Genomic DNA, 13808 nt, shown 5'->3' with positions numbered 1-13808 from the left:
TCTGTCAAACTTGGTTCAGTGCTGTGAGGCGGCTGCACCAGCAAGCAGGCGAGGCTGATCGCAGTCACGAACCTCCGTGATGCGGCGAGCGCCAAGCTGGCACGTTTTTGCATAAACGCATGATTACCCCCAAAGACTCCGTCAAAACACGATAAATCGCAGCTTTTTGGGCCTCGCGGCTAAGCTCGCGCCATGCGCCAGGTTGGCACGTTTTTGCACGATCGCACATTGTCCTCCGAAGGCCCCGCCAAGGTGCAAATCGTACCTTTTTGGGTTTCGCGGTCAAGCGCACGCCGTGCGGCTGAACATCAAACACCGCGCTGAAAATAAAGCTGCTAACCGTCCGGTGACCCCAACGTACAGACAGAGTTACGGTTATTGACGCAGCAGTCGAGCGGTGCCCTTTACCTTCGGGAGACCGCGAAGCCTTAACGGCGATCTTGGTCGCGACCCGGACAGCAACCTCCGAAGAGAGATGGCTGGCGTCTGTCAAACTTGGTTCAGTGCTGTGAGGCGGCTGCACCAGCAAGCAGGCGAGGCATCCCGATGTTAATCAGCCATCCGGCCAAAAGCCACCTATTTGAAGGCTATTTTATTGGAAAGCGATAGGATGAGGATTAGGTTCACACGACTGCGCGCTTCATTCGAAGCTATGTAGCGCTCTTTGCAGCAGAGTAATCGTATTTGCGAGTCGGCTGGAACGTCTTCTGTTAGGGCGTGTATCTGATGCCCTATGGTGTTTCTATAGTCCGTAGCCTGATCGGGTATCGGAATCGTCTATATTGCGGAGGTAGAGCTGTACGCTGTCATTTAGGCTAGGCAAAGGTAACTGAGGAATTTGTATCTTGTGAAATAATTAGGAAACCATTGTGGAAATACAACCGGAAAAGCGAAGGACAGCCGAAGCCGATATAGCAGCGGTGCTCAAGACAACGGGACACTTGACTGAGCGACAGGCTTTGAATGAATTTGATTTTATGGAACGGCTTTATAGAGAGGTAAGAAAGCCCAGTGGAGGAAAGTTATATCTGTCTGCCCCAGCCAATACGAGTTTCTTAAGGTTGGTTGATACTATAGACGAATACTTACCCAGCAAAGACCTTGTGAGTGATATAGAGGTTTTCAGAGCGTGCAAGGCCGTCGTGGGAAAGCTTTGCGAGGAAGGATATCGAAAGCTAGACGTAGAATCTTTCATCTCTGCCGTTGAAGAAGTCATTGCTGTGACCATTCATACGCACAGGTTTTATACGACCCTGGACGGGTTAGAGTTCGTAGACTTCACAGAGCTCAGAATAGGTCAACTGGTAATACAAAGGCCGGATTTTGCTATTCTTCAGGGGAGCGAAGCGCACCCAGAGACACGTGATCATCTGTGGAAAAGGGTGGATGGCGCTCTATGGTTAACCGAGGACATCACGGGGAGCCGCAAAGAATCCGAACGACGCTTTTTTGAAAGCGTCAGATCAGTCTGCGGGCTACTTTCTCTTTCGTTCACTATGGATGCGGAATGGGGTGCCAGTGGCATAAGGCTCTCCCCATGCATGGACATTCGCGCTAGGCCAAGTACCTCCAGTTGGTTCTCTCTCACTACAGATTCTAACGTTCTGTGCGTCAGTTCCTCTTGGAAAGGTGTCCAAACCTCCTCTCTCAACGAAATCGTAGCGATCGATCTTTTAGACAGGGACTGGTTCCAGAACCTGACGAGAATAATTCAAGGCGATGGTCAGTCAGACGTAGAGCAGGCGGTCCGACGCGGTATTTACTGGTTTTTTGACGCACAGTTGGACACCTCGCTTGAAATGCAGATGGTCAAGTTCTGGAGTTGTATCGAGTGCATTTTTTCATTCCTGAGTGTACAGACGACAAAATCAATAAGGGATGGGATGACGGGGATGCTGATCTTAGGGGGGTACAGGCTCGTCGATGTCAAAGACAAGGTGCAATTGCGTAAGGATATCAAACGGCTGTACGGCCTGCGTTGTGGTGCAGTGCATGACGCAAAACACAACCATGTGACAGAGCGGGATGTAGCCACGGTAAGCAAATGGGCTGCTTGGGTAATGATTGAAGTCGCGGGTTTGGCTGCCGCAGGAGTGCAGACTAGGGCAGAGATCAAGGTTCAAACGGACTACTGGTTTGACCTTCTCCAAGAGCGGGACTCCACAGCGAAAGCGAAAGAAAAATGCCCTACGTGTGGTAACGTTATTCAGGACCTTTCATGAGCTGTCATTGGCTGCGCAGTGTACGCATTCTGTTCACAGGTTCGGGGGATGTGTTCAGAATATGATCGAGAATATGTCGGAAAGTTTAGCTTTATAGCGGCCTGCCCCGCGTCTATTGGTATGTTGGGCTGGAAGGAGATAAATTCAAGATTTACGTGGCTGAGGCTGATGGGAATATTAAAACCCTTTAAAAAGTCCTGTTAGTCCACGCTATATGGACTAGCGGGTTGTGAAAGACAGCTTTTGGCCGAGAGCGATCGTTGCTGAGAGGCCGCTTACTGCCAATAGCGGACATTACAATGGGGGCAGAATTAGACTATGGATTTGGGTTTGTCCCGTTCCCTGCGGGCAAAGCAAGGCTGGCCGTTGCTGTGATAGGGACTGTATTCGATCTACCGCGTTAGTTGATGTGAAGCTTTGGCTGAATTCAGCCGAAGCCCCACAAACGTCAGATGATCATTTAAATCAGAGACCCGCAGGTCGCGTTGTTACACGTCCATCAATCTAAAATGTCTAGCCCGGCGTCCATTTTTTAGCTCTCGTTTTTTGAGTTATTAAATGGTTACTTAGAGCCGATGTATTCAAGTCGCTCATTCAATCGCTGCAAGGATGTTCCAATCAATCCTTTAAGCTCTTTGTTGACCAGTGTTTTTGCTTGAGACACATTACCTTCCATAGCCAAAAGAGTTGCTTTAAATCTAACAAACGTTCGGTAGGTTTGAGCATTGCGGCCTATGGATTTTTCAAGCCTATCAACTGCCTCCTTAAGTTTAGTTTTATTTCGAAAGTGAACAGCAAGCTCAGCTTTGGTCAGGATAGGGTAGTCGATATTTGAAAAGCGGTGAATTGACTCTTCAATCAAGTCCATACTGCCGACCTCATCACCATCGTAATATGCAAGCATGCGAGCTTTAGCTGAACTTAATATTTCTTGTGCGCGATCGGAACCGTCAAAGCCCAGCCTACTCATAATACTCTCTAGTTCGGCTCTGTTTTCAGCGGTGTGCTCTTTGATTATTAAACAGGCAAAATAATTATTAGCATTTATCAGATTGCCCGGCCGCCCTCTATATTGCTCTCTAGATAAGTCGAAAGCCAAGTCATACTCGTCACTTTGCATATAGACAAGAACTAGCTCTCCGACAACACGCGGATCTCTCCTTCCCTTTTGGTTCAATGTACGAGTCAGACTTTCTTCAGCCTTCACATAATCGCCGGCCAATCGATAGTAGAAACCGTGTAAAAAAGACCTATCTGGCTCTGGCACGCTTCGTACTTCGGAGAAAAAATTTGAATTCCTAGTGCGCGCCAGACACTGGCACTTGATGAATCTAATATGATTTACAGTATTAGAGTGCATATATCGTTCGCGCTGAAGTACTCTATCGGCCAGGAGAATAGCCTCCAGATAGTTGCGATCTTCGTCGTAAAGCTTTTTTATGGTTTTTACGAAGGCGGACGGAATAATAAGATCATCCGGGATGCCACTGCCTTGCCTAAGAGACTCCTGTGCTGAAAATATATAATCCGATATATCGTAATTATCATCTTCATATCGTTCCAAAAAAGAGGAAATGTGCTCCTTGATTTTAGATTCGAAACCCGTCAAAGTCCCAAATCGACTTCGACTCACATAGTCCCTTATTACTTCGTTCACCCTTAGATATTCCGCTGCCGCCCCCATGCGCTCACAAACCGAAGAAGAAATAAGCCTTTCCAAGATCGGAAAGTATACGGACTCATCAGCTATATCAAATAAAACGTCATAGCTTATAAATTCAAACTTACATAGCAGGTAAATAAAATTTAGAACAACTTCATCTCCGATAAACTCATCCATTACCACTTTTGCTTTGTCAGCACCATATTGCTGAATCAGGTGTGATTCTTTTTTTGCTTTATATAGCCCAAGATCACGAATTTGATGAATAGCATAAAGTACCTGCTCCGGATATCCAGTTAAAAGATCCGAGAAAAATCCATACTCTGCCTTTGAAATCTCAAGACCTTCAAATTTTGCATAACGAGTTAAGAGGCCGTTTCGCTCCGCAGGAGTCATTTCACCTAATGGAATAGAATAAAACATAGGGTTCAGGCGATTGAGCGAGGACTTTGAACGAAACTGGCTAGCCACAACAAATGTTAAGTGCTCAGTTGGGGAGATTGATTGTACAACCTCCTCAAACCAGTCCACCACATCACCATTACCTTGAAAAAGAACACCCCTATCCTCAATTAATACCCGTTCCTTCTCAAAAACTATCTGAGAGGCCACTTCCTTCGCTAACACTAACTTTTCAGCGAATGAGCCATTAAGACGCTGAAGGATGTCCCCGTCACCAATAAAACCCAAATCACAAATTTTTAAGATAAAGTCTTCAATTCCATCTAACGGACTCAGTGATATTATAGGGCATTCATATGACTCCCTTACTAAGTTCGATTTGCGCAACGCATACTGCAGCAAACTTTTCCTTCCGATAGAGGGCAAGCCAGATGATATTAAAACGACGGGCGTTTTTTTGGAGAAGTCATCAAGCCGCTCCTCGATCTCTTTGATCTGTTCGTTCCTACCGACAAAAATTTGTTGACGCTCTTTTAATCTCGGGTGAAACGCCCAAGAAAGTTCAGTCAGACGAGTGTTTATACGTCTGGCAGCAACAGAAGGTTTCAATATTGGCTGAATATTTAAATCTGACCTCATCCAGTCCGGAATGCGAGCGTCGGCGTAGGTAATATTTGGGTCAATTATTATAGGATATATCCGTGCAAGTTTTTCCTCATCAAGTAGGCTCTTGGCCTTTTCCAGTTCAAGCTTAACCCACGGGGTTTCTAATGCTTGCTCCGAGATGAACAACACAAACAATGAGCTTTCGTCGAGACCTTTGATAATTTCCTCTATTGGGGACATACCCTCCTCGAAAGTTTCCTCGTCGAAAACCTTGACCTCTTTCTTCATCCTTCTAGCAACCTCACGGACGTAATGCTTCTTGTCATGGGAGCTGTGTGATAGAAAGCATTTGATCATCGTTGCGTCCTTTCAGATAAGGGGGTAGCCACTGTCGTCATTAGGGGAAGCTATCACGAATCTTCTCATAGGAGCTTGGCCAAAGCATGGCTGATCTATCGAATCCGGCCTGATGAATGAAAAAAATCGCTCCGCTGATTTGCATCCGAATTTGTGTAGCCAGGATCGGATTAATTGGGTTTGTCGTGATCAGAATCGACAGTCCGCTTTTGGCCGATTCTGTTGAAAAAGTCGGTTTTTCCAGGCTGCCCGCGTACTGACTGCTGAAAATGCCTTTCTTGCGCGCAGCTACGTGAAATCTGAGCCCGGAACCCTCTACTCAAAATAAAGACTTCAATCTCAGGCGCATGCTTTTCAGCCGTGGAAACGGTGGTCGACTTTTTCAACAGAATCGGCCGGTAGCGGCCTGCCACACCAGCGGGCTAATCGCTGATAGCTTGCTGACGCCTAGCAAAGTGTTCATACCTAACTGCCAATCGTTGCTGACGGGCGGGCGAGAGTACGACAAGAGCTTCTTTCCTGTTTTATGGATCTACTTCAGACCTCGAAAGCGTTACACCAGTTGGCTTAGTAACACTCCTAAAAACTCATGCTCATACACAGTGTTACGCCGATAATAACCAATAAATACAGCAAGTTATCGAAAACCGTTACACCAGTAACGTTCGTAACACTGCTTTTCAGAAGGATGAATTCCCCCGCTCCCCGGAAGCATCAATGCCACCAGCGAACGTCAGGAGCAGTTCCAAATTTTGCCGGGGTCCCTGAGGCTTCTTTAAGACACGGGGTCGGAAACCCGCGTGATTGTGTTAGCGAAAGAGTGCACAGCTTAGTGAACGGGTGAACCTGGTGAACTGGTGGTTCACCTGTGCATTTGCCCTATCGCTTGGTAGCTTGCCGGGGACCCTGGGCATTCCGAATGGGTACGGGGCAAAGAACCCGCAGCATCTTGTTAGCGACTGAGTTTTCTACGTCGGTTGACAGGTTGACGTGGTTGACACCATCTCCAAGGTTGATCAGGTTCAACCGTTCGCTATCAACAACACAATGGCTCACCTTTACCGTTGCGGTAACGATGCCCTTATCTCTTCAATATCCTTTCAATTTCAACGTCGAAATTTCAGTAAGTTCGGGGAACTGCCGCTACCACGATCTCGCGGGTTTCCTACCCCGTGTGCAGCGAAATCTCCCAGGGTCCCCGACGCAATTTTGCCCACCTGGTAAACAGGACTACTGATATGCAATGCCACTGGCTCGATGTAGATTGGCTACATGGTCAACACGGGAGGGAGAACAGCATGGAAGACCCATCTCTGCTTGCGTCTGTGCTCAAACGAATGAATGAAAATCAGCTTGCCCTGGGGGCAGCTATCGAGGAGCTCTCAAACTGGGTTGAGCAACGAGGATCTACAGAGGTCGCGCAGAACATCAGGGGGGCACTGGAAACGCTGGATAGAAACTCAGGATTCCTCACCCTGGCCCTCGCCTCCCTGGCGGCAGAAGGACGGGCCAAGGAATAACTATCTTGGCATCGGCCCTGCTTGATCGAGGTACACCATGTCTGGTGGCGCTTTGACAGGCGGAGGGTACATGGGAAAACAGTAGCCAGAAAAAGGCAGCGTGTATGCCTACATGTATGCCTAACCGAACGTAACGACAATAAACCCTTTAGATACAGTAAGTTGATGATCCAGTTCAAATGACTGTGTAGCCACCAAGTACTAAAAACGGCTTATCGAAAGATAAGCCGTTTTTTTATGCCTCGAGAAAATCAGCGGCACGCTCTGGTTGTTTCATTGTGGCGAGGGAGCTTGCTCCCGCTGGGTTGCGCAGCAGCCCTAAGATTTGTCGCCTCGGTGAGTCAGGCTGGTTTTCCAGGTCAATTTGCACCCACCGCCCCGCATCGCTACAGTCGATCCCTATCCCAGGCCCACGGATGGAGCGACACATGCGTACCGATCTGAAACCGACTCTTCATCGTCTGTCAGCCGCTTCGCTGCTGGCGGTTGCCTTGACACTCATCGCCTGCAAGGCCCCGCCCTCCTCCACAACCCCCTCCACACTGCCCGCCCCGCCGGAGATCGCTGCCGGCTACCGCACCGACCTGCAAACCCGCCACGCCGACAAGCACATGGCCGCCGCAGCCAATCCACTCGCCGCCGAAGCCGGGCGGGAGATGTTGCGTCGCGGCGGCTCGGCCATCGATGCGGCGATTGCGATGCAAGCGGTGCTGACGCTGGTGGAGCCGCAATCGTCCGGCATCGGCGGCGGTGCGTTCATTGTGCTGTGGGACGGCAAGGCCGTGCGCACCTACGACGGTCGCGAAACGGCACCAGCGGGTGCCACCGAGAAACTGTTCCTGCAAGCGGACGGCAAGCCCATGGGGTTCACCGCCGCGCAGATCGGCGGCCGTTCGGTGGGCACCCCGGGCGTGTTGCGTGCACTGGAATTGGCCCATCGCAAGCACGGCCGCCTGAAGTGGTCGACGTTGTTCGAGCCGGCCATTGCCCTGGCGGAGCACGGCTTTGCCATCTCTCCCAGGCTGCATGCGTTAATTGCCAGCGATCCTTCCTTGCCGGGTTCGCCAGACATGGCCGCGTACTTCTTGAATGCCGACGGCAGCCCGAAAGCCGTCGGCACCGTGCTGAAAAACCCGGCGCTGGCCGCCGTGCTCACGCGCATCGCCCATGAAGGCCCTGATGCGCTGTACCAAGGCGCGCTGGCTGAGGAGATCGTCGCCAAGGTGCAGGGCCACGCCAACCCCGGCAGCCTTTCACTGAACGATCTCAAGGGTTATGCCGCCCGGGAGCGAGCGCCGTTGTGCAGCGATTACAAACGTTGGCAAGTCTGCGGCATGGCGCCGCCGTCTTCAGGCGGGATTGCCGTGGCGCAGATCCTCGGAACGTTGCAGGCGCTGGAGCAGCGCGACCACCAGAATGCCCTCGCCCCCTTGAAACCGGTCAAGACGGACAAGCCGGCGGGCCTTGAACCTTTACCCAAAGCGGTGCACCTGATCGCCGAAGCCGAACGCCTGGCCTATGCCGACCGCGCCCAATACGTCGCCGACTCGGATTTCGTCCCGGTGCCGGTCAAAGGCCTGGTGGATCCCGGTTACCTTGCCAGTCGCGCCAGCTTGATCGGGCCGCGCAGCATGGGAGTCGCCAAGCCCGGCACGCCACCCGGCATCAAGGTGGCCTACGCGCCGGACCGTTCGCCGCTGCGCATTTCCACCTCGCAGGTGGTGGCGGTGGATGACCAGGGCGGCGCGGTGTCCATGACCACCACGGTGGAGTCAGCGTTCGGCTCGCACCTGATGGTCCAGGGTTTCATGCTCAACAACCAGATGACCGACTTCTCGTTCATCCCCGAAGAGAACGGGCAAAAAGTCGCCAACCGCGTCGAGCCAGGCAAACGCCCACGTTCCTCCATGGCACCGACGCTGATCTTCGATCGCCAGAGCGGCGAACTGTTGGCCGCCGTTGGCTCACCGGGCGGCTCGCAGATCATCGAATACGTCGCCAAGTCCGTGATCGGCCTGCTGGACTGGAACCTGGACCCGCAAGCCGCCATCAACCTGCCCAACTTCGGCAGCCGCAACGGCCCTACCGAACTGGAACAAGGCCAGTTCAGCCCAACGCTGATCCAAGCGCTGAAAGCCCAAGGTCACAACGTCAGCGAAATCGACATGAACAGCGGCACCCAAGCCATCGTCCGGGTGCGTGATGCACAAGGGAAGGCGTCACTGGCCGGTGGCGCGGATCCGCGTCGCGAGGGTCAAGCGCTGGGGGACTGACCCAACTCGTCCTGCGGTTGGTAGACCAGCAGATCGGCCGGCTGGCATTGCAGGTAGCTGCAAATGGCTTCCAGGGTCGCCAGGCGTATGCCTTTGACCTTTCCTTGTTTCAGCAAGGAGAGGTTGGCTTCAGTGATGCCAATGGCGGCGGCAAGGTCCTTGGACTTGACCTTGCGCGTCGCCAGCATCACATCCAGTTGAATAACGATAGGCATGGTTATCTCAAACGAAAGTGCGGTTTTCCGAGTCCACTTCACTGGCCTGGGACAATATCCGCGCAATGATCGCAATACAGGCGGCCAGAAACAAAGCGACAAAAGACGGGGCGGTGATGCTGAAGGTCAGCAATCGCTGGCCGACCGGCGCATGAAGCGTCATCAGCACGCTAAGCACCGGCTCACAGAGGAAATCCAGCAGCACCCATAGCGCGACCGCGCGCCCCGCCTTCCCCAGGAACACAGCAGCTTCGCTGGAGAAGTACAGGCCCAGGGCATAGCGCTTGAATAGCTGCCGCAGATTGGCCAGCCCGGACGCCAGCGCCAGCAGAGGGATGCTCGACAGAACAATCCCCCCCAGGCACTGCCAGAGCGTCAACCCCAGCGCCCCTTCAGACAGACTCGACAGCTGCCGCTCGGTCAGGGCGAACCCCAAGCCATAGTGCGACGCCGCCTCAGGAAACAGCCAGGCTGCGGCGTTGATGGCCATCATCGCGACAATGAACACAAGCGTTATGACAGCCATGCGCTGGCTGTACACGGCAAGACGATTGGAATGCATGTGAGGCTCCAAAAGAACAAAAGGAGCCCGAAACATAGCTTCGAAATTATCGCAAAACAATAATTAATATGTAATAAACGATAATTTCATCCATCAAGTCGACAGCTGATTGGCAAACTGGCTCACCGCATCCACCACCTTCTTCGCCCCGTCCTGGATCTCGACAATCACCGATCCCGCTTCGGCCGTCAGGGCCAGGCCCTGTTCGGCCTGGTGTTGGCCGTCGGTCATCAGCAACACGGCATTGCGCGCCATGTCCTGGTTCTGGCGGACCACGCCAACGATTTCATCGGTGGCCTGGCTGGTACGCGAGGCCAATTGCCGTACTTCATCGGCCACGACCGCGAAGCCGCGGCCCTGCTCACCGGCACGGGCCGCTTCGATGGCCGCGTTGAGGGCCAACAAGTTGGTTTGCTCGGCGATGCCGCTGATGGTCTTGACGATGGTGCCGATCACCAGGGATTGCTCGTTCAACGCCTCGATGCCTTCGCCAGCATTCTGCATGTGCCGCGCCAGGTCGCGCATCACGTCCACGGCCTGGGTCACCACCGCCGTACCGCGCCGGGCGCTGCTGTCGGTCTGCAGCGAGGTGTTGTAGGCAATGCTCGCGGCCTCGGCAACGGCTCTTTCCTGGCGGATCTGATCCGTGATGTTGGTGGCGAACTTGACCACTTTATACAGTCGCTCGTTGGCATCGAGCACCGGGTTGTAGGAGGCTTCCAGCCATACCTCACGGCCAGCGCTGTCGATGCGCTTGAACCGTCCCGAGACGAACTCCCCGCTGTTCAGGCGCTTCCAGAACTGCTGGTAGGCCTCGCTGTTGTATTCCTCAGGCTCACAGAAGGTACGGTGATGCTTGCCCTTGATCTGCGCGAGGCTGTAGCCCATGGCGCTCAGGAAGCGATCATTGGCCGAGAGCACGTGGCCGCCCAGGTCGAACTCGATGACCGCCGTAGAACGCAGCAGCGCACTGATGAGGTTTTCATGCTCTCGCGAACCCTCGATCGTGCGGGTCAAGTCGTTGGAGTACATTGAAAAATAGCTGATGCGCCCATCGGCGCCCCGTACCGGCTGGAGGATCGAACGCAACCAGGCCTCTTTGCCATTGCCTCGCAGCAGACGCACCGCTCCGGAAAAATGTTCGCCTCGGCTCAGCGCCGCCTGAAAGCGAATCTGGAATTCATTGCTCTTCAAGTACGCCGGGACCAGATCTTCGATAGACCGTCCGATCAAGTCCTGGCTCTTGTAATGCATCTCGTCGAGAAAATTCTGATTGGCCGATTGCACCTTCCCTCTGACATCAAGGGTGAGCGCAAGCATTTCGCGCTCCAGGCTTTCTTTCACCTGCGTGAGACTGGAGAGTTCTTGGCGAAGAGCGGATAGCTCCTGCTTCAAACGATGGTTGAACATGGACATGCTCCGACAGCAGGAGGTTTGGATGACTTGCTCTTGCCATCGGCCCGGCATTTTTTTTCTAAAGAGCGCCGTGGCCCCATCCGTTAAATAATCATCGGGGCGCTCTAATCCGGCGGCCTCGCAAAGCTACTGGAATGCTTCGACTGGATTTCAGCGGCACCCAGACGCTGGCTCAGAACCGCTCGTCCAGCTCCCCTCCCGGCAGACTTTGGGCATGACGCAGACCTGTTTCCACCGGTGATGCCATAAAGCCATAAAAAAAGGCCGATATTTCCATCGGCCCACTTTTTCTTCGGCGCGGTCTGTTTCAGTATGGGTGCACCCCGTCCGAGGGGTCCACACGCTGAAAAGGATCTGAGCATGTCCAAACTCGCCGTACTTCCTCTTGCCGCACTGGCCTTCAGTGCCGCAGCCCACGCCGCCGACATCGATGTCCAACTGGGCAGTAAAGAACGCGTCACCCGCCTCTTCGCCTACCCCAACAACTGCAACGTCATCTGTTTCCGCAACTGGACGCTGGAACAGACCGTCGAGCATTACCTGACCCAAAGCGTGCAACGCGACGGCTACAGCACCGCCAAGGTCAGCGTCAAAAGCACCAAGAACATCGTCCATGCCCACATCAGCGGGGTGCCGAAGGGCTATGGCCAGCCGCTGAGCGCACTGCTCAACGCCGGCGACATGGCCTACAACGGCGCCAGCAAGCTCAATAGCGATAAAAAATGGGCCTACAACTGGTACCTGTTCCTGCCGCTGGGGATGGCCCTGGAAAACCGCAAGAGCGTCGAGTTGCTGCACTTCCCGCCGGATTACTCCCTGACCCAGGCCCAGGACTACCTGGAATCGGCCACCACCGATCGCTGGGCCACGCTGCTGACCGTCAACGGCATCGCCGCCACGCAGACGCCGGCCTACCAGACGATCATCGACATCGCCCCGATTGCCGCCCCGTCCAATGCCGGCCAGGCCCTGGAAGGCGTCTACGATTACTTCAACGATTACCAGACCACCATGGTCAAGCAGGTCAGCCAGACGGCCAGTGGGGCCGCGTTGCCAATGGTGGCCTTCGGCGCGCCCGTACGTAACTGGATCAAGGTCCAGTATGGCCAGACCGTTGGAGTACTGGGACTGGCGACGATCACCCCGGCGCCGGGGCTCAAGGTGCCGGTGCTGGGGTCCAACCACCCTAGCTATATCTGGTACGCCGCAGACCCGGAAAACTATGACGGTGACCAGGCCAAGGCTGATGCGGCCGGCCTGAAAGTCATGGGGCAGGACCTCAGTGCGGCTTGCTGGCAAGCCGGGATGGGCAGCAAGCCGGGCACTGACCCGACCACGCAACTGAACCAGTGCACACAAACCTGGCAGGTCACGCAGAAAGAGCAGACGTGCGAACTGTTCTACACCTCGGTTCGCAAATTGACGCCGGATGAAGCGGCGAAAAAATGCGCAACGCCGGAGATCAAGTCGCAGTTGCCGAACCTGAAAACCCCCATGCCGCTGCCGGCCGAGCATGCCGAGCACGCCTGAACCCTGAGGCGCCTTCTTGCGCAACCTTGCGTTGACGCAGGAGGCGCCTCAGCCCCCGGCAATCCTCACCGGGTAAAAAGGCGGCTGTCCTCCCTCCCTGGTGCCATGGCTGTCACCAGGGAGGGAGGAACCCGATCAGGGCGCGCCGACCGGACGCAGCCGATATTGCGACGGCAACTGCTCGAAACCACTGATCGTGGTGTCCAGGCTCTTCCAGCGACCATCCTTGATGCCGTAGATGCAGCCATGGACCGACAGGCTCTGCCCACGGTGCCAGGCGTTCTGCACGATGCTGGTATGGCCGACGTTGGCCACTTGCTGGATCACGTTGAGTTCGCACAGGCGGTCTACCCGTTCCTCTTCGTTCGGCAATTGCCCCAGCGCGTCACGATGCTCGTAGTACAGGTCGCGGATCGAGCGCAGCCAGCCGTCGATCAGGCCCAGCTGACGGTCTTGCATGGCCGCCCGCACGCCGCCACAACCGTAGTGACCCGTGACCAAGATGTGCTTGACCTTGAGCACGTCCACCGCGTACTGGATCACCGACAGGCAGTTGAGGTCCGTGTGCAGTACCACGTTCGCCACGTTACGGTGCACGAACAGGTCGCCAGGCAACATGCCAACGATCTCGTTGGCCGGCACCCGCGCATCGGAACAGCCGATCCACAGGTATTCCGGGGCCTGTTGACGAGCCAGCTTGGCGAAGAAGTCAGGATCTTCCTGCTTGATTGCATCGGCCCAGCGCTCGTTGTTCTCAATCAGATCTTGTAATTCGTTCATGCCGTCTTGCCCTCGAGATTAGTGCGCAACTTTGACAACAGACCGCCCGCCGAGGTCACTTTGGCAATGCCGTCGGAATTCTCGGCGTGGCGCCAGGGACGCCCACGATGCGGGCCCCGACGAACAAGCAGACTGAGACCTGAGTGTGGTGGATGAAAACGATATTAGCGGTGGCGACGGGCTGGACGAGGCGGAAATGGCGGACATCGATCCGCTGGATGGCAAGCGCTGAGCGTGCCTGGGCTTGGCCGCGGGGTCTCGT

At 54.3% G+C, this 13808-nt stretch carries 8 protein-coding genes and 3 pseudogenes; 5 read left to right on the top strand and 6 right to left on the bottom strand.

Annotated elements, in window-relative coordinates:
• The first annotated feature begins 869 nt into the window (after positions 1 to 869).
• Positions 870 to 2222, top strand: a complete 1353-nt coding sequence (locus tag ACODSJ_RS24330; protein ID WP_489104164.1) for a hypothetical protein — start codon at positions 870 to 872, stop codon at positions 2220 to 2222.
• Positions 2223 to 2784: 562 nt separating this feature from the next.
• Here the strand turns inward: ACODSJ_RS24330 and ACODSJ_RS24325 are convergent.
• A complete protein-coding gene (locus tag ACODSJ_RS24325; RefSeq protein ID WP_489104163.1) occupies positions 2785 to 5250 on the bottom strand; it encodes a toll/interleukin-1 receptor domain-containing protein in 2466 nt (821 codons plus the stop codon).
• A 1298-nt stretch (positions 5251 to 6548) separates the two neighbouring features.
• On the opposite strand from ACODSJ_RS24325, the gene ACODSJ_RS24320 reads away from it, so the two are divergent.
• Both ACODSJ_RS24320 and ggt read left to right on the top strand, forming a co-directional pair.
• The gene (locus ACODSJ_RS24320) at positions 6549 to 6770 is read left to right on the top strand and encodes a hypothetical protein (RefSeq protein ID WP_042956428.1); all 222 of its coding nucleotides are present in this window, start codon (positions 6549 to 6551) and stop codon (positions 6768 to 6770) included.
• Positions 6771 to 7198: 428 nt separating this feature from the next.
• Complete coding sequence (ggt, locus tag ACODSJ_RS24315; RefSeq protein WP_489104162.1) at positions 7199 to 9043, top strand: gamma-glutamyltransferase; 1845 nt, start codon at positions 7199 to 7201, stop codon at positions 9041 to 9043.
• Here the strand turns inward: ggt and ACODSJ_RS24310 are convergent.
• From ACODSJ_RS24310 to ACODSJ_RS24295, 4 genes and pseudogenes are all read right to left on the bottom strand, one after another.
• Positions 9025 to 9258, bottom strand: coding sequence for a helix-turn-helix domain-containing protein (locus ACODSJ_RS24310; protein ID WP_489104161.1), 234 nt, complete (start codon positions 9256 to 9258; stop codon positions 9025 to 9027). The two genes, ggt and ACODSJ_RS24310, sit on opposite strands and share 19 nt — an antisense overlap.
• 7 nt (positions 9259 to 9265) lie before the next feature.
• Positions 9266 to 9820 carry a DUF2975 domain-containing protein gene (locus ACODSJ_RS24305; RefSeq protein ID WP_489104160.1) on the bottom strand — a complete coding sequence of 185 codons (555 nt, stop codon included), beginning with the start codon at positions 9818 to 9820 and terminating at the stop codon, positions 9266 to 9268.
• Between the two features lie 93 nt (positions 9821 to 9913).
• Positions 9914 to 10342, bottom strand: a pseudogene (locus ACODSJ_RS24300) (methyl-accepting chemotaxis protein); the annotation flags it as partial.
• A gap of 111 nt (positions 10343 to 10453) precedes the next feature.
• Positions 10454 to 11140 (bottom strand): annotated as a pseudogene (locus ACODSJ_RS24295) (PAS domain-containing protein); the annotation flags it as partial.
• A 456-nt stretch (positions 11141 to 11596) separates the two neighbouring features.
• Here ACODSJ_RS24295 and ACODSJ_RS24290 point away from each other — a divergent pair.
• Positions 11597 to 12766 carry a hypothetical protein gene (locus tag ACODSJ_RS24290; RefSeq protein WP_489104159.1) on the top strand — a complete coding sequence of 390 codons (1170 nt, stop codon included), beginning with the start codon at positions 11597 to 11599 and terminating at the stop codon, positions 12764 to 12766.
• A 135-nt stretch (positions 12767 to 12901) separates the two neighbouring features.
• On the opposite strand, the gene can is transcribed toward ACODSJ_RS24290, so the two are convergent.
• Complete coding sequence (gene can / locus ACODSJ_RS24285) at positions 12902 to 13546, bottom strand: carbonate dehydratase (protein ID WP_489104158.1); 645 nt, start codon at positions 13544 to 13546, stop codon at positions 12902 to 12904.
• A gap of 88 nt (positions 13547 to 13634) precedes the next feature.
• On the opposite strand from can, the pseudogene ACODSJ_RS24280 reads away from it, so the two are divergent.
• Positions 13635 to 13778 (top strand): annotated as a pseudogene (locus ACODSJ_RS24280) (serine kinase/phosphatase); the annotation flags it as partial.
• Positions 13779 to 13808 lie beyond the last annotated feature (30 nt).

The sequence above is a fragment of the Pseudomonas sp. FG6 genome (assembly GCF_057809015.1).
The sequence above is the reverse complement of the archived record's forward strand: the minus strand, read 5'-3'. Positions and strand labels throughout refer to the sequence as shown.